The sequence below is a fragment of the Streptomyces sp. NPDC025651 genome, assembly GCF_055558735.1.
In genome coordinates this window covers 410,669-428,304 of record NZ_JBVHLZ010000002.1, presented here as the reverse complement: position 1 = coordinate 428,304, position 17,636 = coordinate 410,669, and the positions used below count along the sequence as shown (strand labels likewise).

Annotated in this window: 17 protein-coding genes; 8 read left to right on the top strand and 9 right to left on the bottom strand. The window is 72.3% G+C overall.

What is annotated here, in order from left to right:
- Positions 1-189 precede the first annotated feature (189 nt).
- The 4 genes from ACZ4D5_RS09930 (at position 190) to ACZ4D5_RS09915 (ending at position 4,652) form a co-directional block, all read left to right on the top strand.
- Entirely contained in the window at positions 190-1,464 is a 1,275-nt protein-coding gene (locus ACZ4D5_RS09930; protein WP_362329816.1) for an aspartate kinase, read from the top strand.
- Positions 1,461-2,519 carry an aspartate-semialdehyde dehydrogenase gene (locus tag ACZ4D5_RS09925; RefSeq protein ID WP_467771846.1) on the top strand — a complete coding sequence of 353 codons (1,059 nt, stop codon included), beginning with the start codon at positions 1,461-1,463 and terminating at the stop codon, positions 2,517-2,519. The genes ACZ4D5_RS09930 and ACZ4D5_RS09925 overlap by 4 nt, the downstream gene beginning before the upstream one ends.
- 394 nt (positions 2,520-2,913) lie before the next feature.
- Positions 2,914-3,576, top strand: coding sequence for a SigE family RNA polymerase sigma factor (locus tag ACZ4D5_RS09920; protein WP_467771845.1), 663 nt, complete (start codon positions 2,914-2,916; stop codon positions 3,574-3,576).
- Positions 3,573-4,652, top strand: a complete 1,080-nt coding sequence (locus ACZ4D5_RS09915) for a hypothetical protein (RefSeq protein ID WP_467771844.1) — start codon at positions 3,573-3,575, stop codon at positions 4,650-4,652. Before ACZ4D5_RS09920 ends, ACZ4D5_RS09915 begins: the two co-directional genes overlap by 4 nt.
- Positions 4,653-4,724: 72 nt before the next feature.
- Here the strand turns inward: ACZ4D5_RS09915 and ACZ4D5_RS09910 are convergent, their stop codons facing one another.
- A complete protein-coding gene (locus ACZ4D5_RS09910; protein WP_467771843.1) occupies positions 4,725-5,507 on the bottom strand; it encodes an SURF1 family protein in 783 nt (260 codons plus the stop codon).
- Positions 5,508-5,671: 164 nt separating this feature from the next.
- Positions 5,672-7,510, bottom strand: coding sequence for a S9 family peptidase (locus ACZ4D5_RS09905; RefSeq protein WP_467771842.1), 1,839 nt, complete (start codon positions 7,508-7,510; stop codon positions 5,672-5,674).
- 72 nt (positions 7,511-7,582) lie between these two features.
- On the opposite strand from ACZ4D5_RS09905, the gene ACZ4D5_RS09900 reads away from it, so the two are divergent.
- A complete protein-coding gene (locus ACZ4D5_RS09900; RefSeq protein ID WP_467771841.1) occupies positions 7,583-8,407 on the top strand; it encodes a class I SAM-dependent methyltransferase in 825 nt (274 codons plus the stop codon).
- A gap of 114 nt (positions 8,408-8,521) precedes the next feature.
- The gene (locus ACZ4D5_RS09895; RefSeq protein ID WP_467771840.1) at positions 8,522-8,683 is read left to right on the top strand and encodes a hypothetical protein; all 162 of its coding nucleotides are present in this window, start codon (positions 8,522-8,524) and stop codon (positions 8,681-8,683) included.
- Positions 8,684-8,695: 12 nt separating this feature from the next.
- On the opposite strand, the gene ACZ4D5_RS09890 is transcribed toward ACZ4D5_RS09895, so the two are convergent.
- From ACZ4D5_RS09890 to ACZ4D5_RS09875, 4 genes are all read right to left on the bottom strand, one after another.
- On the bottom strand, positions 8,696-9,229 hold the full coding sequence (locus ACZ4D5_RS09890; RefSeq protein WP_467771839.1) for a GNAT family N-acetyltransferase: 534 nt from the start codon (positions 9,227-9,229) through the stop codon (positions 8,696-8,698).
- A gap of 110 nt (positions 9,230-9,339) precedes the next feature.
- On the bottom strand, positions 9,340-9,879 hold the full coding sequence (locus ACZ4D5_RS09885) for a hypothetical protein (protein WP_467771838.1): 540 nt from the start codon (positions 9,877-9,879) through the stop codon (positions 9,340-9,342).
- Positions 9,876-11,447: a sensor histidine kinase gene (locus tag ACZ4D5_RS09880; protein WP_467771837.1), complete on the bottom strand. Its 1,572-nt coding sequence runs from the start codon at positions 11,445-11,447 to the stop codon at positions 9,876-9,878. Before ACZ4D5_RS09880 ends, ACZ4D5_RS09885 begins: the two co-directional genes overlap by 4 nt.
- Before the next feature lie 8 nt (positions 11,448-11,455).
- Positions 11,456-12,160: a response regulator gene (locus tag ACZ4D5_RS09875; RefSeq protein ID WP_467771836.1), complete on the bottom strand. Its 705-nt coding sequence runs from the start codon at positions 12,158-12,160 to the stop codon at positions 11,456-11,458.
- 114 nt (positions 12,161-12,274) lie between these two features.
- On the opposite strand from ACZ4D5_RS09875, the gene ACZ4D5_RS09870 reads away from it, so the two are divergent.
- On the top strand, positions 12,275-13,657 hold the full coding sequence (locus ACZ4D5_RS09870) for a glutamate decarboxylase (protein WP_467771835.1): 1,383 nt from the start codon (positions 12,275-12,277) through the stop codon (positions 13,655-13,657).
- Positions 13,658-13,711: 54 nt separating this feature from the next.
- On the opposite strand, the gene ACZ4D5_RS09865 is transcribed toward ACZ4D5_RS09870, so the two are convergent.
- The 3 genes from ACZ4D5_RS09865 to ACZ4D5_RS09855 all read right to left on the bottom strand — a co-directional run bounded on the left by ACZ4D5_RS09865 (position 13,712) and on the right by ACZ4D5_RS09855 (position 16,392).
- Complete coding sequence (locus ACZ4D5_RS09865) at positions 13,712-14,467, bottom strand: GAF domain-containing protein (RefSeq protein WP_467771834.1); 756 nt, start codon at positions 14,465-14,467, stop codon at positions 13,712-13,714.
- Entirely contained in the window at positions 14,464-15,207 is a 744-nt protein-coding gene (locus tag ACZ4D5_RS09860; protein ID WP_467771833.1) for an ANTAR domain-containing protein, read from the bottom strand. Before ACZ4D5_RS09860 ends, ACZ4D5_RS09865 begins: the two co-directional genes overlap by 4 nt.
- Before the next feature lie 201 nt (positions 15,208-15,408).
- Complete coding sequence (locus ACZ4D5_RS09855) at positions 15,409-16,392, bottom strand: isopenicillin N synthase family dioxygenase (protein ID WP_467771832.1); 984 nt, start codon at positions 16,390-16,392, stop codon at positions 15,409-15,411.
- Positions 16,393-16,605: 213 nt separating this feature from the next.
- On the opposite strand from ACZ4D5_RS09855, the gene ACZ4D5_RS09850 reads away from it, so the two are divergent.
- Positions 16,606-17,628 (top strand): Lrp/AsnC family transcriptional regulator, encoded by a 1,023-nt coding sequence (locus tag ACZ4D5_RS09850; protein ID WP_467771831.1) that lies wholly within the window; start codon positions 16,606-16,608, stop codon positions 17,626-17,628.
- Positions 17,629-17,636: the final 8 nt, after the last annotated feature.

Here is a 17,636-nt window from a genome sequence, read left to right as displayed (position 1 = left end):
AGTGTCCCGCTCCGAAGCGGGCATGTGACGGTTCGGAGCGGCCGGAACGTACGTCCCGAGAAGCGGCGACGTATGCCCGTGGGTGATCAACTCGTGAGCGGGACATCTCACGATGTGATATTGGCGAGGCGAATTTCGGCCGCTCGTTAGACTGAGCCGACCGCACAACGGATTGAGCGAGGAGCGCACGTGAGCCTTGTCGTGCAGAAGTACGGAGGCTCCTCCGTAGCCGATGCCGAGGGCATCAAGCGGGTCGCCAAGAGGATTGTCGACGCCAAGAAGAACGGCCATCAGGTCGTTGTCGTGGTGTCCGCCATGGGTGACACGACGGATGAGTTGATCGATCTTGCCGGGCAGGTTTCCCCGATTCCCGCCGGGCGCGAATTCGACATGCTGCTGACCGCCGGTGAGCGGATCTCCATGGCGTTGCTGGCCATGGCGATCAAAAACCTGGGCCACGAGGCCCAGTCGTTCACGGGCAGCCAGGCCGGTGTCATCACCGACTCCGTCCACAACAAAGCACGGATCATCGATGTGACCCCCGGCCGCATCCGGGCCTCGATCGACGAGGGCAACATCGCCATCGTCGCCGGGTTCCAGGGCGTGAGCCAGGAGGGGAAGAACATCACCACGCTCGGGCGTGGTGGGTCCGACACCACCGCCGTCGCCCTCGCCGCCGCCCTCGACGCGGAGGTCTGCGAGATCTACACGGACGTCGACGGTGTCTTCACCGCCGACCCCCGGGTCGTCAAGAAGGCCCGGAAGATCGACTGGATCTCGTTCGAGGACATGCTGGAGCTCGCCAGCTCCGGGTCCAAGGTGCTGCTCCACCGCTGCGTGGAGTACGCGCGTCGTTACAACATCCCGATCCACGTGCGTTCGTCCTTCAGCGGGCTGCAGGGTACGTGGGTCAGCAATGAGCCGAAGCAAGGGGACCGCACGGTGGAGCAGGCCATCATCTCCGGTGTCGCGCACGACACGTCCGAGGCCAAGATCACGGTCGTCGGTGTGCCCGACAAGCCGGGCGAGGCCGCGTCGATCTTCCGCGCCATCGCGGACGCCGAGGTCAACATCGACATGGTCGTGCAGAACGTGTCGGCCGCCTCGACCGGCCTGACGGACATCTCGTTCACGCTGCCCAAGGCCGAGGGCCGCAAGGCCATCGACGCCCTGGAGAAGACCCGGCAGTCGGTCGGCTTCGACTCCCTGCGTTACGACGACCAGATCGCGAAGATCTCGCTCGTCGGGGCCGGGATGAAGACCAACCCCGGTGTCACCGCGACCTTCTTCGAGGCGCTCAGCGACGCCGGCGTGAACATCGAGCTCATCTCGACCTCCGAGATCCGGATCTCGGTCGTCACGCGCGCCGACGACGTCAACGAGGCCGTGCGTGCCGTGCACACCGCCTTCGGCCTGGACTCCGACACGGACGAGGCCGTGGTCTATGGAGGCACCGGCCGATGAGCCGTAAGCCGACGCTCGCGGTCGTCGGAGCGACCGGGGCGGTCGGCACGGTCATGCTCCAGATCCTGTCGCAGCACGCCGACATCTGGGGCGAGATCCGACTCGTCGCCTCTCCGCGCTCGGCCGGCAGGAAGCTGGCCGTGCGCGGGGAGGAGATCGAGGTCCTCGCCCTGGGCGAGGACGTCTTCGACGGCGTCGACGTCGCCATGTTCGACGTGCCCGACGACGTGGCCGCGCAGTGGGCCCCCGTCGCCGCCTCCAAGGGCGTCGTCGTGGTCGACAACTCCGCCGCCTTCCGGATGGACCCGGACGTCCCGCTCGTCGTGCCGGAGGTCAATCCGCACGCCGCGCGCGTGCGGCCGCGCGGCATCGTCGCCAACCCCAACTGCACGACGCTCTCGATGATCGTGGCCATCGGCGCCCTGCACGCCGAGTTCGGGCTGCGCGAGCTGGTCGTGTCGTCGTACCAGGCCGTCAGTGGGGCCGGGCGCGACGGTGTCGACACCCTGCGGCGGCAGCTGGAGCTCGTCGCGGGATCCGACCTCGGCACCAGCCCCGGAGACGTACGCCGCGCCGTCGGCGACGACACCGGGCCCTTCCCGGAGCCCGTGGCGCTGAACGTGGTGCCCTGGGCCGGGTCCCTCAAGGACGACGGATGGTCGTCCGAGGAGATGAAGGTCCGGGACGAGTCGCGGAAGATCCTCGGCCTGCCGGGGCTCCGCGTCGCCGCCACCTGCGTACGCGTTCCCGTCGTCACCACGCACTCCCTCACCGTGCACGCGCGGTTCGAGGACGAGGTCACCGTCGACCGCGCGCGCGAGATCCTCGCCACCGCGCCCGGCGTCGTGCTGTTCGACGATCCGGCCGCCGGGGAGTTCCCCACGCCCGCCGACGTGGTGGGGACGGATCCGACCTGGGTCGGGCGGGTGCGGCGTTCGCTCGACGATCCGACCGCCCTGGAGCTCTTCGTGTGCGGGGACAACCTGCGCAAGGGAGCCGCGCTGAACACGGCGCAGATCGCGGAGCTGGTGGCCGCGGAGTTCACGGCCGGGTGATTCCGACGACGACACCGCCGCCGGCCGGGCCGGTGGCGGTCCTTCGGCCTGCCGACCTGGCCCGCCAATTGGTATGGACCACCCCCGGGCGAAGATCTTTGTGGGATCTGTGTAAGTTCTGTGTCCAACTCGGTGGCCTGTGGCGCTTGAACCGGAGGATCTCCGCGTTCGAAGATTCGCATCCGATCACTGCAACCGACGGCGGGACGGGGGGCGTCTTTAGCGGTCGCCCTTCAGGGGTGGCCCGGGCGCCGCTGAACACATGGGGCATAGGGGAAGAGCTGGTACGCATGGGGGCATTTGATGCATCGTCACGAGCGGTGCCCACGCAGCATGCCGCAAACGCGATGCCGGATGCGTACAACCCTGACGGGGGGAAGCGTGTCCAACAGGCGTGGCAGAGGTACTCGACTTCACAGCGGTACAGGCGAGAGGCGCAGCGGTGCTGCGCCCTGTCCGGCGTCCCCGCGCGACCGGTGGCATGCCGGTGATCGCACCCATGCCCGCAGCGCGGCCCGCCCGCATCCCGACGCAGCGCGAGGGCGCTGACGACACGATGACCGCGGGCACCACAGTCGACCATCTCACCGAGACCTACCGCGCCCACTACCGGTCGCTGCTCGGCCTCGCCGCGCTCCTCCTGGACGACACGGCGTCCTGCGAGGACGTCGTGCAGGAGGCCTTCATCCGGGTGCACTCCGCGCGCAAGCGGGTGCGGGACCCCGAGAAGACGCTGGCCTATCTGCGCCAGACCGTCGTGAACCTCTCGCGGTCCGCGCTGCGCCGGCGCATCCTCGGGCTCAAGCTGCTCTCCAAGCCGATGCCCGACATGGCCAGCGCGGAGGAGGGGGCGTACGACCAGCTGGAGCGCGACGAGCTGATCAAGGCGATGCGCGGCCTCCAGCGGCGCCAGCGCGAGGTCCTCGTGCTGCGCTACTTCGCCGACATGACCGAGGCGCAGGTCGCCGAGACCCTGGGCATATCGCTGGGCTCGGTGAAGGCGTACGGATCGCGCGGCATCGCGGCCCTCAGGGTCGCCATGGAGGCGCCGGCATGAGTGAGCGCAAGCGTGACGAGCAGGAAAATGAGCGGCATGGCGGGAACGGAAAAGTGAATCACGGCTCTGAGGGCGACCTCGGCCCGGACAGTGGCTCCGACGAGCTCGCGCTGCGGCGGATGATGCGGCAGGCCGTCCAGGAGATCGAGCCGAGCGAGCGCTCCCTGGAGCATCTGCGGCAGGCGGTCCCCGCGCGCAGGGCCCGCAAGCGGCAGGCCGTCGTGGGCCTCGCGGCCGCGGCGCTCTTCATCGGCACCGCCGTCCCCGCGCTCGTGCACGTCACCAACTCCCGGGGCGACTCGAACGACCGGCCCTCGATCGCGGGCAACAGCCAGGACGCGCAGGGCGGTTCGAGCCAGGGCAAGGACCCCGAGAGCGGCGGCGTGGACCCCGAGAAGAAGCCCGACAAGTCCAAGGACAAGGACAAGAAGGACAAGAAGGACAAGGGCAAGAAGGAGGAGGAGAAGGGCGGCACGGGCGGCGGCGGCACGGGATCGCCCGACCCCGCGAGCTCCGAGGCCGTCTCGTCGCCCGTCTGCGACGCGGCCCAGCTCAGCGCCACCGGCAGCGCGGGCGCGGCCGAGGCCGACAACAAGGTGTACGGCTCCTTCCGTGTCTCGAACGTCTCCGACACCAGCTGCACCGTCGAGGCCGCGGGCGCCGTCAGCGTCGCCCCGCAGGGTGCGGCCGACCCCGCGAAGGTCACCGTGGTCGACCACACGGCGGGGGACGCGGCGACCGGCCTTCCCGACCCGTCGCAGGAGGCCAGCCCCCTGGTCCTGCAGCCCGGCGCCGCCTACGAGGTGCGGTTCGCCTGGGTGCCGTCGGAGGCGTGCCCCTCGGACGGCGGCGAGCCCACGCCCAACCCGACGCCCTCGGAGGGCGGCAGCGGCGCCACGGACGGCGGCTCGCCCGAGGGCATGGAGCCCCAGCTGGAGCGCGAGGACGGCGGCGTGGCCGAGGGCAGCGTCGTGGTGTCCCTGACCGCGGAGGCGGGTGCGCCGTCCGCGGGGGCGACGATCACCAACGCGTGCGCCGGGACGGTGTACCGCACGGGGATCCTGCCGGCGTCGTGACGACGGGTTCAGCCGCGCCCCGACAGGGGCGCGACCAGCCACGACGCGCCCGCAGACGTCCGAAGCGGAGCGTCAACGGGCCTCGTCGGGAAGCAGACCCAGCTCCGCGTCGCGGGCGAACTCCCGCTCTCGGCGGAACAGGCGGAACCACATGAAGAGCACGAAGGCCGCGAAGACGAACCACTCGCCGGTGTAGCCGAGGTTCTGGAAGGCCTTCAGGTCGAGGCCGGTGTTGTTCGGCGCGGTGGCCGGGACCGCCTTCATGCCGGAGTCGGCCTTGTCGAGGGTGATCCACGCGTCGTACAGGTCGTCGCGTACGAGATTCACCAGTGACGCCGAGCTGATCGCGCCCAGCTGGCCCTGGGGCAGGCCGCCCGCGGCGCTGACCCCGTTCGAGCCGGGGCTCTCCGGGGCCTGCAGGGCGCCCGTCACCGTGACCTCGCCCTTGGGCGCGGCCGGGGCCTTGGCGGCGCTCGCGTCGCCGGGGAGCCAGCCGCGGACCACGGGCAGCGACTTGCCGTCGTCGGTGCGCAGCAGGGTCAGGACGTAGAAGCCGCGCTTGTCGTCCAACTGCCGGTCGGGGACGAGGAACTGCGTGCCGTACCGACCCGTGGCCGAGGCCTGCTCGCCCGAGGTCTCCTTGTCGACGGGCAGCAGCGAGTCGAGGGGGCGGGCATCCGCCGCGCGGCTCGGCTCGCTCTGCGCCTTGGCCTGCTCCTTCGCGGACTCGTGGTCCTGTACGCGGTCCTCGAAGCGGCCGAGCTGCCAGGAACCCATGAAGATGCAGAAGGGGATCGCCAGCACGACGAAGACGTTGATTCCCCACCAGCGGGGCGTCAGCAGAAACCGGTACACACCTCCACGGTACGGGGCCCCTGTGGAGGGCTTGGGCGTGGGGTGGGTACCGGTTTCCGCGGTGGTCGGTGGGCTGCGGGTTCGTCGTGGCTTGTCGCGCAGTTCCCCGCGCCCCTCACGGGTCAGCCTCCCCCGCGTCCCTCACGGGGCGCGGGGCGAACCGCTCAGCTCGTCGCAGGCGGCAGGTGGCGCTTCGTGAAGTCCAGCTCCAGGGCGACCTGCTTGATGCGCTCGTCGACCACCAGGGAGCCGTGGCCCGCGTCGTAGCGGTACACCTCGTGGGTGGCGCCGCGGGCGGCCAGGCGGTCGACGTAGTTGTCGATCTGGCGGATCGGGCAGCGCGGGTCGTTCACACCCGCAGAGATGTAGACCGGGGCCTTGACCTCGTCCACGTACGTCAGCGGGGACGAGGCGTGGAAGCGCTCGGGGACCTCCTCCGGGGTGCCTCCGAAGAGGGTGCGGTCCATGGCCTTCAGGGCCTCCATCTCGTCGTGGTACGCCGTCACGTAGTCCGCGACGGGGACCGCGGCCAGGCCCAGCGCCCACGCGTCCGGCTCGGTGCCGAGGCCGAGCAGGGTGAGATAGCCGCCCCAGGAGCCGCCGGCGAGGACCAGGCGGTCGGGGTCGGCGAGGCCCGACGTCACCGCCCACTGGCGCACCGCCGCGATGTCCTCCAGCTCGATGAGGCCGACGCGGTGCTTGAGGGCGTCGGTCCACTCGCGGCCGTACCCCGTGGAGCCGCGGTAGTTGACCCGGACGACCGCGAACCCGTGGTCGATCCAGGCCGCGGGGCCCGCCGCGAAGGAGTCGCTGTCGTGCCAGGTCGGCCCGCCGTGCACCTCGAAGACGGTGGGGAGCGGCCCCGATGAGCCCGCGGGGCGCTGGACGAGGGCGTGGATGCGGCCGCCGGGGCCCTCCACCCACACGTCCTCCACCGGGACGGACCGCGGCGCCTTCATGCCGGGCGGGTCGAGGACCACGCCGCCGGCCGTCGAGCGGACCACCGGCGGCTCGGCCGCCGACGACCACATGTACTCCACGGTGCCGTCGGGCCGGGCCGTCGCGCCCGAGACCGAGCCCGCGGGCGTGTCGATGCGGACCAGTTCGCGCGAGGCGAGGTCGTAGCGGAAGAGTTCGCCGCGGGCCTCGAAGCCGTGCGCGACCAGGAGCGCGGAGCCGTCGGGGCACCACTCGGCGCTCACGTCGCCCGGCAGGCCGAGCACGAGGTCGTCCTCCTCGCCGGACGCCACGTCCCACACCATCGGCTCCCAGCGGCCGCGCCGCTGGTGGCCCACCAGCAGGCGCGTGTCCCCCTCGACCGGCGCGAAGCCGAGGACCTCGAGGCCGAGCTCGACCGTGCCGCCCTTGGTGTCGTCGAGCTCGGCGACCGCCGAGCCGTCCGTCCTGATGACGCGGATCGCGGAGTGCATCGCGTCGCCGTGCTCCGTGTGCTCCACGGCGATCAGCGTGCCGTCGTGACTGAGGTCGCCGACGCCTGCCGACTCCCGGTGGCGGTACACCTCGACGGGGCCCGCGGCGCCCGGACGCACCACGTAGATCGTCGATCCCTCCTCGTCCGTGGAGCGGCCGACGACCGCCGTGCCGCCGTCCCTGCCGAGGGCGAGGCCCGCGGGGTACGAGCCGTCGAGGCCCGGCACCGCGGGCTCGTCCGCGCCGCCGCCGAAGGGCTGGCGCAGCCAGGTGCCGAACTCGTCGCCGTCCTTGTCGTTGAACCACCAGATCCACTCGCCGTCGGGCGAGAGCACGCCGTCCGTCGTGCCGTTCGGCCGATCGGTCACCTGGCGTTGGGCGCCGGTCGTCCTGTCCCATGCGTACAACTCGTACGTCCCCGTCGCGTTCGACACGAACAGGGAGCGCTGCGGGGCGTCCTCCGCCCAGTCCGGCAGCGACACCCGCGGCGCCCTGAACCGCTTCTCCCAGTCCGGCATGGACTCAGGCATGGACTCCGACCCTGTCGCCTTCTCGGCACCCGTCTCGCTCATGACCCCCATAGTGCCCGCACCCGCCGACAATCCGCTGGCGAGGGTCCCCAGCCTGTGGATAACTTTTCGACCATGTACTCCCCGACGCCCGCCGACTGGCGCGAGACCAACAGGAAGCGCTGGGACGAACGCGTCCCCCTCCACCTCGCCAGCGACTACTACGACCTCGCCGCCTTCCGCGCGGGCAAGGACCCCCTGCGCGACCACGAGCTCACGGAAGTGGGCGACGTGCGGGACAAGTCCCTGCTGCACCTGCAGTGCCACATCGGCCTCGACACCCTGTCCTGGGCGCGGCACGGCGCGTCCCGCGTGGTCGGCCTCGACTTCTCCGAGCCCGCCGTCGAGGCGGCCCGCGAGCTCGCCGAGGAGCTGGGTCTGACCCGGGAGCAGGCCACCTTCGTCGCCGCCGACGTGTACGACGCGGCAGAGGCGGTGCCCGACTCCTCGTACGACATCGTCTACACCGGGGTGGGCGCGCTCGGCTGGCTGCCCGACATCGAGCGGTGGGCCGAGACCGCCGCCTCGCTCGTCGCGCCCGGCGGCTTCCTCTACCTCAACGAGTTCCACCCGCTCACCGACATCCTGGACGACGCCACGGGCTCCCGCGTCGAGCACGACTACTTCACGCGCGACGCCTGGATCGACGAGACCCCCGGCGGGTACGCGGACACCACCACGCCCACCGTCCACAACCGCAGCGTCGAGTGGCAGCACCCCGTCGGCGACGTCGTCTCCGCGCTCGCCGCCGCGGGGCTGCGCATCGACTTCCTGCGCGAGCGCGACCAGACCCTCTTCCAGCGCTTCGGCGCGCTCGAACTCCGCGACGGCACCTACCAGTTCCCCGCGGACCGGCCGCGCATCCCGCTCATGTACTCCCTCAAGGCGAGCCGGGTCTGACGCCGGTCCGTGCCCCTCTCCGACGCCCCTGTCCGACGGCCCTTCCGGATGCCGATCCCGCGGGGGCGGGGGAGAGTGGTGGGGTTCGCTCCCACGCGAGGAGGAGAGCCGGTCATGGCCAAGCAGTCCCACAACCCGCGAGAGCAGTCACAGCAGGCCAGGAACGCCGCGGCCGAGGCCCGCGCCAAGCGGGCCGAGCGCCCCGTGGAGTCGATCTCCGCGAAGACCAGAGGCATGCAGCAGAAGGCGCAGGCGCGCCGGCAGGGCAACCGCTGATCCGGCTGAGTCTCACGGCAGTGGTGACGGCGGGCGCAGCCAGCCCTCACGGCCCGGGTCGAACTCGCCCAGCTTCGTCCAGTCCCAGGCCCGCAGCACCTCACGCCCCTCGTCGTCGTCCCGCTCGATGACGGTGACGACGACGTCGGAGGTGTGCCGGGTGAGCAGCAGTGTCCGCAGGCGCGTGGCGAGCTCCGTGTCGCGCTCGGCGGGCACCACCATGAGCTCGCTCAGCAGGAACACCCGCCCCGACGCGGTCTGTTCCTCGATCTCGGCGGGCAGCATGCCGTGGAACCCCGCCCACCACTCGCCGGTGCGCGCGGCACGGTAGCCGTAGAGGCAGCCGACGAGGCCCGCCGCGTCGGCGACGACCATGTCGAAGTCGGGCTGCTGGACGTCGTGTTCGAAGCTCCGCAGAAAATCCTGCCGGTCGCGGTACTCGGCGCCGGCCGGGCCGCGACGGGCCTCCCTGTAGAGATTGGCGACGGCCTCGCGCTGCTGCTCGGCCTGCCAGCGGCTCAGCCGCCGCAGGAACACCTCTGCCATGTGCGTCTCCCGCCCCGCCCCCCACTGAGGGCGACTCCCCGACACCCTGTGCCTCCGCATGGTGACAGCACGGACCTGTCAGGGGAACGGTGCGTGGGGCCGCGGTCGGATCAGCCCGCCGGATAGGCGTTGCCGCTGGCGTCGCAGCGCAGGTCCCACGTCGTGTCCCCGGCCTCCGGTTCATGGACGCGTACGACGACGTCGGCGGGCGCCCTGCCGCCGGGGATCTCCGCGGCGTTGGCCGCGGTGCAGGCCAGCTGGCTGACGGCCGTGTGCTCCAACTGCGCCACGGGGACGGGGAGATGGAGGTCGACCGCCCCGCGCGCGGGCACGGCCGTCACCCGCCCGCGCAGCGCCTCGGGGACCAGGGTGGCGAGGCCGCGCTCCCGCTCCGCCGTGGTGGGGCCCGCGAGCAGCAGGTCGACGGCCTGCTGGGGGCCGACGGGGGACTGGGACCTGCGGGACACGAACTGCATGCCCCAGGGGCCGAGGAAGTCCAGGCGCGCGTCGTACGCGCGCGTGCCCGGCGGCACCGCTCCGGTCGCCGCCGCGCCCGCCCGCTCGGGGCCCGTGGCGGAGATCCCGCAGCCGGTGAGGGCGGCGGCGAGGAGGAGCAGCGGCGCGAGCGCCACCCGGTGCGGTCTCTTCACGCGTCCTCCGTGGGCTGGTCCAGCGGCACGGAGAGCGTGAACACCGCGCCTTGGTCGGGGGAGTTGGCGGCGGTCAGCGTGCCGTGGTGCAGGCGTACGTTCTCCATGGCGATCGCCAGGCCCAGGCCGCTGCCGGGGGAGCGGGTGCGGGCCGCGTCGGCCTTGTAGAAGCGGTCGAAGACGTGCGGCAGGACGTCGGCGGGGATGCCGGGCCCGCGGTCGCGCACCTCGACGACGAGGGCCTCCTCGCCGCCGGACGCGTCATCCGCGTACGCGCGTACGAGCACCGGCTCGCCCCCGTGCCGCAGCGCGTTGCCGACCAGGTTGGCGACGATCACGTCGAAGCGGCGCGGGTCGAGCGACGCCCGCAGTCCGTCGGGGAGCTCGGCCTCGACGCGGGTCTGCCAGCCGCGCAGCTGGAGCGTCTTGCGGACGGCCTCCGCCACGTCGACGCCGTCGACGTGGAGTGCGGCCGCGCCCGCGTCGAAGCGGGAGATCTCCATCAAGTCCTCGACCATGCGCGCGAGTTTGCGGGTCTCGCCGCTGATCAGGCGTACCGCGTCGGCCGTCTCGGGCGGCAGCGCGCCCGATCCCGCGTCCTCGTCGAGTACCTCCGTCACGGCGGTCATCGCGGCCAGCGGCGTGCGCAGTTCGTGCGAGACGTCGGCGGCGAAGCGGCGGGCGTTGGCCTCCATGCGGCGCAGTTCGGCGTCGTCCTTCTCCAGGGCGCCCGCCATGGTGTTGAACGTCCGGCTCAGATCGGCGAGTTCGTCGTGCCCGCGGACGTCGAGCCGGGTGTCGAGGGCGCCGGAGGAGAGCTGTTCGGCGGCGGTGCGCAGCCGCCGGACCGGGCGCAGGACGCGGCGGGCGGCGAAGAGCGCGGGCACGACGGCGAGGGCGAGCGCGGGCACGGCGCCCGCCTCGGCGGCGGTGACCAGGGCGGCGATGTCGGCCTTGTCGTCCTTGAGGGAGAAGGTGACGTACGCGGCGAGCCCCGAGGCGCGCGGCTGTTTCCGCTCCCCGCCGTCGAGCTTCCCGCCGCCGGACTCCCCGCCGCCGGACTCCCCGCCGCCGGACTCCCCGCCGTCGGACTCTTCGCCGCCGGACTCCCCGCCGTCGAAGTCGAGCGGCACCCCGATCGCGAGCCACGGTTCGCCGCCCCGCTCCAGGCGCTGGTGGACGGCGGCGTTCTCGTCGCGGACGGCCTCGCGCAGCGCCGCCGGGATCTCCGGGGCCCCGGACGCCGCCCCGGAAGCGGCGCCCTCGGCGGTGACCGGCGGCCCGTCCTCGTACGTGACGGAGGCCCGCCAGCCCCGTGAGCCGCCCGCGCGGTCGAGCTGCAGGGCGAGGTCGCGCAGGGTCCGTGTGGTGGGCGGGAACGGCACGTCGGGCGCGAGGGAGTCGAGCTGGGCGCGCAGGTCGTGCACGGCGGACTCCTGGGTGCGGTCCAGGATGGCGGTGCGGGCCTGGCGGAAGGTGAGCGCGGCGGTGATCAGGGCGCTGATCGCGGAGACGACCAGGAACGCCACGAGCAGCCGCGTCCGCAGCCCACCGCGCGGCCGCGGCACGAGCCGCCTCACAGCGGTCCGAAGCGGTAGCCGAAGCCGCGGACCGTCTGGACGTACACGGGGCGGCGCGGATCGTCCTCCAGCTTGCCGCGCAGCCGCATCACGCACGCGTCGACCAGGCGGGCGTCTCCGTAGAAGCTGTGCTCCCAGACCTGTTCGAGGAGCTGCTGGCGGCTGAAGACCTGGCCGGGCGTGGCGCACAGGAACAGCAGCAGCTTCAACTCGCTGGGCGCGAGCACGACCTCGCGGCCGTCCTTGGTGACCCGCAGCGCCACCCGGTCGACGGTGAGCGCGCCGTGCGCCTCGGGTCCGCCGCCCGCGGCGTCCGCGCCCTCGTCCGGCCCCTCGCGCGGCACGACGCGCCGCAGCACCGCCTTCATGCGCGCTTCGAGGACCTCGCCGCTGGCGGGTTTGACCACGTAGTCGTCGGCGCCCGCCTCCAGGCCGACGACCATGTCGATGTCGTCCCCGCGCGCGGAGAGGATGATGATCGGGAGCTGCCGGGTCTCGCGGATGCGGCGGCACACCTCCAGGCCGCTCATGCCGGGCAGCATCAGGTCGAGCAGCACGAGGTCGGGGCGGAACCGCTCCAGGGCGAAGAGTCCGGACTCCCCGCTGGCGGCGGCCTCGACCTCGTGGCCGCGGCGGCGCAGGGCAAGGGTGACGCCCTGCTGCACGGCGGGGTCGTCCTCGATGAGCAGTACGCGAGTCACGTACGCGAGGTTACGTCCGCTTTGTGATGGATCGATGACAGCCCGCGCGGACGGCCCATGGTGCAAGGTGGAGTCATCCGCCCGTGTCCGTTTTGAGGCGAAAGGACCGTCATCGTGGGGCTGCACAAGGTGTCGACCGAGACCCGTCAGGCGTACGAGGACATCTACAGCACACCGATCAGCGCGCGGCGGCTGCCCGCGCTGAGGATCCCGGAGCACGGCTCCGACCCGCGCGCGGTGGCCGCGATGGTCACGGACGAGCTGGCCCTGGACGGCAACTCCTCGCAGAACCTCGCCACGTTCTGCACGACCTGGGCCGAGCCCGAGGTGCACCACCTGATGGACGTGTGCCTGGACAAGAACATGATCGACAAGGACGAGTACCCGCAGACCGCGGAGATCGAGTCCCGCTGCGTGCACATGCTCGCCGACCTGTGGAACTCCCCGGAGCAGGAGACCACCGTGGGCTGCTCCACCACGGGATCGAGCGAGGCGGGCATGCTCGGCGGCCTCGCCCTGAAGTGGCGCTGGCGCGAGGCCCGCAGGGCGGCGGGCAAGCCGGCGGACCGGCCCAACCTCGTCTGCGGTCCGGTCCAGGTGTGCTGGGAGAAGTTCGCCCGCTACTTCGACGTGGAGCTGCGCCAGGTCCCCCTGGAGCCCGGCGCCACCGGGCTGCGCCCGCACCAACTGCGCGACCACGTCGACGAGAACACCATCGGCGTGGTCGCGATCCTCGGTGTCACCTTCACCTGCGACTACGAGCCCGTCGCCGAGATCGCCGCCGCGCTCGACGCGATCCAGGCGGACACCGGCCTGGACGTGCCGATCCACGTGGACGCGGCCAGCGGCGGCTTCGTCGCGCCCTTCCTCCAGCCGGAACTGGCCTGGGACTTCCGCGTGAAGAGGGTCGTGTCCGTCAACGCGTCGGGCCACAAGTACGGCATGGCCCCGCTCGGCGTCGGCTGGATCGTCTGGCGCTCGGCCGACCACCTCCCCGAGGACCTGGTCTTCCACGTCGACTACCTCGGCGGCGACATGCCCACCTTCGCCCTCAACTTCTCCCGCCCCGGCGGCGAGATCGTCGCGCAGTACTACACGCTCCTGCGTCTGGGCCGCGAGGGCTACCGCAAGGTGTACGAGGCGTGCGCGGCCAGCGCCCGCGCGCTGGCCGACGAGATCGCGGGGATGGGCCCCTTCACCCTGCTCCACGACGGCCGCGGCGCGCTGCCCGCCGTCTCCTGGACCCTCACCGACCCCACGGCCGCGTCGGGCTTCACGCTCTACGACCTGACCGAGCAGCTGCGCACCCGCGGCTGGCAGGTGCCCGCCTACCCGCTGCCGCCGGAGCGCCACGAGACCGTGGTCCAGCGGGCCCTGGTCCGGCACGGCATCGGCCACGACAAGATCATGTTGCTCGCCAGGGACCTGCGGGCGTGCGTGGAGCGCCTGGCCGGCGGGCCGACGGGGGCGCCGGAGAGGTCCGGGTTCCACCACTGAACCGCGAGGGAGAGCGGGAAGCGTGCCGCCGCCGAGCCGCGGGGAAGCGGCGGCTCAGCGGTGGGCGCGGGGCTCCGGCGCGGGAATGGCCGACGTGTCGAAGCTGCCGTCGATGACCCGCGCGGCCAGCTCCGTCAGGCGCAGGCGGTGGGCGCGGGTGTAGCAGCGGAAGGCGTTGAACGCGTCGTCCGGCGTCGTGCGCCAGCGCTCGGCGAGGATGCCCTTGACCTGCTCGACCACCACCCGGCTGTTCAGCGCCGCCTGGAGCTGGGTGTTCTCCAGGTGGGCCTGCTCCAGGGTGCGCTGCTGCAGGATCGCGATGGTGGCCACGTCGGCGAGTGCCTGGGCGAGCGCGAGATCGTCCTCCTGCAGGGGCCGGTCGGCGGTCTGGAAGAGGTTCAGCGCGCCCACGACCCGCCTGCGCAGCCGCAGCGGGATCGCGTGCGTGGTGACGTACCCCGTATCGCGGGCCCGCGCGGTGAAGCGGGGCCAGCTCTCCATCGCCTGGAGCGTGGTCAGGTCGATGTTGGTCCTGGCCCGGCCGGTGCTGTAGCACTCGACGCAGGGACCCTGGTCGTGCTGGAGCGCGAGCAGTTCCAGGAGGCGGGACCGCTCGTCGGAGGCCGCCATGATCTGCAGCTCGTCGTTGATGTCGGCGAGCATGATCCCGGCGGCCGAGACGCCGAGCAGCTCGACGCAGCGGGCCGTCAACCGTTGCAGCAGGTCCAGCACGTCGAAGTCGTCGAGCAGCGTGTCCGCCACTTCCACGAAGACCTGGGCCAGACGCTGTTCGCGGGCCATGTCGATCATCCCTTTCCACCGTCTGCCGGGTACGGCCCGTTCATTTCGTCGCTGAACCGGAGTCTCCTGGCGACCACGTCCTTCGCCACGGAACTCAGTGTCTTCTCACTCGCGTACGCATAGGCGCGAAGCCGCACAAGTGCCTCCGCGAGCGTCACGCCGAGCTGCACGCTGACCATGCCGGTCGCCTGGTGCACCACGGCCCGTCCCAGCTCCTTCGGCTGCCCGATGAGCGTGGTGAGGCCGGCGTCCGGGTCGCCGTTCGGCGCGGGGTCCCGGTCGCCCTTGAGGAAGACGCCGGTGAGCGAGGCGGTCAGCGCCGCGGCGTCGTCGTACTGCTGCCGGGAGAGGCCGAGCGGCCCTGAGCAGAGCACGGTCAGCACGCCGAGGCGGATCGCGCCGATCCCCAGCGGAAAGCAGCACACGCCTTCCACGCCGAGGTCACGGGCAGCGGGCAGGAAGGCGGGCCAGCGCTCGGCCCGCACCTTCGCCAGGTCCGGTTCCAGGACGGGCACACCGGTGCGGACGGCATCGGGGCCCGGCCCTTCACCCAGTGTGAACTGGAGCTCTTCGACACGGGCGCTCACTTCCGGATGACACCAGATCGGTTCCGCGATGCGGCCGTTGCCGACGAGCAGGGACACCGCGAACCCCGCCGCGTCGAGGGCCCGCGCGGCATCTTCGGCCAGGCGCTCGGCCTCGCCTAGGCGCAGCGACCGAAGGACGCCGGCCATGCCGTCACTGATCACCGCTCTCCTGTCCCGCCGAGGCCGTGATACCGGGGCGCCTGACGGGCAGCGTACTCGGCTCCGCACTCCCCGACGAGCGGACGGGCGCGCGGCGGCGCACGACGTCGATCTTCCCGTACGACCTCGACGCCGCCGCGCGAAGTCCTCACGCCCGGGCTCCTGCCGGAGCCGGACGTGCGGCCCTTCGACCCCGAGGAGGGTTCATCCGGTGGTGTAGATGGACCGCATCTTGCTCTGGAGGTAGACGCCCGCGCGTACGGGAGTGTGGGCGCGGCGGCCGATCGGTGCCGGCAGTGACTCCACGGAGGTGTCGGGCGCGCAGGAGTGGAAGTACACCAGCGAGGTGAGCTCCTCGCGCGGGGCGTCGGCGGGCGGGGGCAGGACGCGGTGGCGGCCCGAGCGCCAGCGGTCGCCGCTCCAACGGGCCATCAGATCACCGATGTTGAGGGTGATGGCGCCGGGCTCCCAGGGCGCGTCCAGCCAGCCGCTCTCCTCGTCGTGGACCTGGAGGCCGCCCCTGCCGGTCTGCCGGTCGAGGAGCGTGAGGAGGCCGAAGTCGGTGTGCGGGCCGATGCGGAACTGGCCGGGGGCCGCCGGGCCCGTCTCGTGGGCCGCCGGGTACCAGTTGAGGGTGAAGTCCCACTGGGGGCGCGTGGTGTGGCGGGTGAAGAAGTCGGCGGGTTCGCGCAGGGCGGTCGCCATGACCTCAAGGACGGTGTCGGCCAGGTCGCGCATGCGGTCGGTGTACTCGGTCACCAGCGGCTGCAGGCAAGGGACTTCGGCGGGCCAGTGGTGGGGGCGGCGCTCCGTGCGGCCGGGGCGCTCGGTGGAGTCGGCGGCGCACACCGACCAGACCTCCAGGAGGTCGGGCGGGGTGGGGGTGCCCTCGGAGCGGCCGACGGCCGTCTGCTCCCTGCCGAGCCAGCCGCGGCGGCCGGTCTGCCCGGCGTAGCGCTCCTTGACGGCCGGGGGCAGGTGGAAGAAGTCCCGCGCGGCGGCGCGTAGGCGGCCGGGCAGGCCGGGGGCGATGCCGTGGCCGGTCACCAGGAGGAACCCGGTGGTCCGGAGGGCCTGGTCGACGTCGTCGGCGAGACGCTGCCGGGCGGACTCGTCAGGTGCCGACCAGGGGGAGAGGTCGATGACGGGGATGCGGGCGCAGGGGGTGCCGGGGGTGCCGGGGGTCATGCGGTGGTTCCCTTCTGGGCGGTGTGGGCGAGGGGCGGGGCGGGGGTCAACGGCCGCCAGATACACATGCGTTCGGCTTTCGCAGAGAGGACTCGTAGGGAGGATCCGCAGGGAGGAGCGGGAGGAACCGCACCACCATCAGGACCCCGCCGCCCTGCGCCCAAGCCATACGGTTGGCCGTGGCGGAATCAGGCGAGAGGGAGGCGATGAACGGTGGATCCGAGCACCCCGAGCACCCCGAGTACCCCGAGCACCCCGGGCGCCCTGGACGAGCTCGACCAACGCGTCCTGCGCGCCCTCCAGCTCGACGGCCGCACCCCGTTCAGCCGCATCGCCCGCGAGCTGGACGTCTCCGAACGCACCGTCGGCCGGCGCCATCAGCGGCTGCGGGGCCTCGGGCTGCGGGTCGTCGGGCAGCCCGTGGCCGCCCGGCTCGGAATGGCGCGGTGGCTGCTGCGGCTGCACTGCACGCCGGATGCCGCGGGAACCATCGCCGACGCGCTGGCCCGCCGCCCCGACACCTACTGGGTCACGCTCGCCTCGGGCGGCACCGAGCTGTACTGCGCCCTCGACGTCCGCACCTCCGACCAGCGCAACTCCCTGCTCCTGGAGAAGCTCCCGCGCACCCCGCAGGTGCTCTCCGTGAGTGCCCACTGCATGCTGCGCACCTTCATCGGCGCCACCAGCACCTGGCACGCCACCCGCTTCCGGCCCGAGGGGCCGAGGAGCGCGGCGCCGACCGCGGTGGATTCCGGCACGGCCGCCGATGCCCCGCTGTCCCTGGACGCCACCGACCGCACCCTCTTCACCGAACTGGCCCGCGACGGCCGCGCGACCCTGCCCGAACTCGCCGCGGCCACCGGCCGTTCCCCCTCCAGCGTCCAGCGCCACCTGGACCGGCTGCGCGGCGAGGGCGCCCTGAGCTTCGCGGTCGACTTCGACCCCCGGCTCCTCGGCTACCACATGGCCACCCGGATCTGGCTGAACGTGACCCCCGCTCATCTGCGTACCGTCGGAGAGACCCTCGCCACGCACCCGCAGATCGCCTTCGCCGCCGCCGTCACCGGCGACGCGAACCTCGTCGCGAGCGGCATCTTCCGCGACCCCGCCGACCTGTACGACTACATCGACGGGCGCATCGGCAGCCTCCCCGGCATCCAGGGCATCCAGACCTCGCCCACCCTGCGCGAGGTCAAGCGCGTGGCCCCTGCGGTGCCTCCCGCCGTGCCTCGATGAGGGAAGCG

Coding starts and splice junctions, on each gene's coding strand:
- ACZ4D5_RS09925 (WP_467771846.1), top strand. CDS start 1,461: ATGAGCCGTAAGCCGACGCTCGCGGTCGTCGGAGCGACCGGGGCGGTC.
- ACZ4D5_RS09915 (WP_467771844.1), top strand. CDS start 3,573: ATGAGTGAGCGCAAGCGTGACGAGCAGGAAAATGAGCGGCATGGCGGG.
- ACZ4D5_RS09905 (WP_467771842.1), bottom strand. CDS start 7,510: ATGAGCGAGACGGGTGCCGAGAAGGCGACAGGGTCGGAGTCCATGCCT.
- ACZ4D5_RS09900 (WP_467771841.1), top strand. CDS start 7,583: ATGTACTCCCCGACGCCCGCCGACTGGCGCGAGACCAACAGGAAGCGC.
- ACZ4D5_RS09895 (WP_467771840.1), top strand. CDS start 8,522: ATGGCCAAGCAGTCCCACAACCCGCGAGAGCAGTCACAGCAGGCCAGG.
- ACZ4D5_RS09890 (WP_467771839.1), bottom strand. CDS start 9,229: ATGGCAGAGGTGTTCCTGCGGCGGCTGAGCCGCTGGCAGGCCGAGCAG.
- ACZ4D5_RS09865 (WP_467771834.1), bottom strand. CDS start 14,467: ATGATCGACATGGCCCGCGAACAGCGTCTGGCCCAGGTCTTCGTGGAA.
- ACZ4D5_RS09855 (WP_467771832.1), bottom strand. CDS start 16,392: ATGACCCCCGGCACCCCCGGCACCCCCTGCGCCCGCATCCCCGTCATC.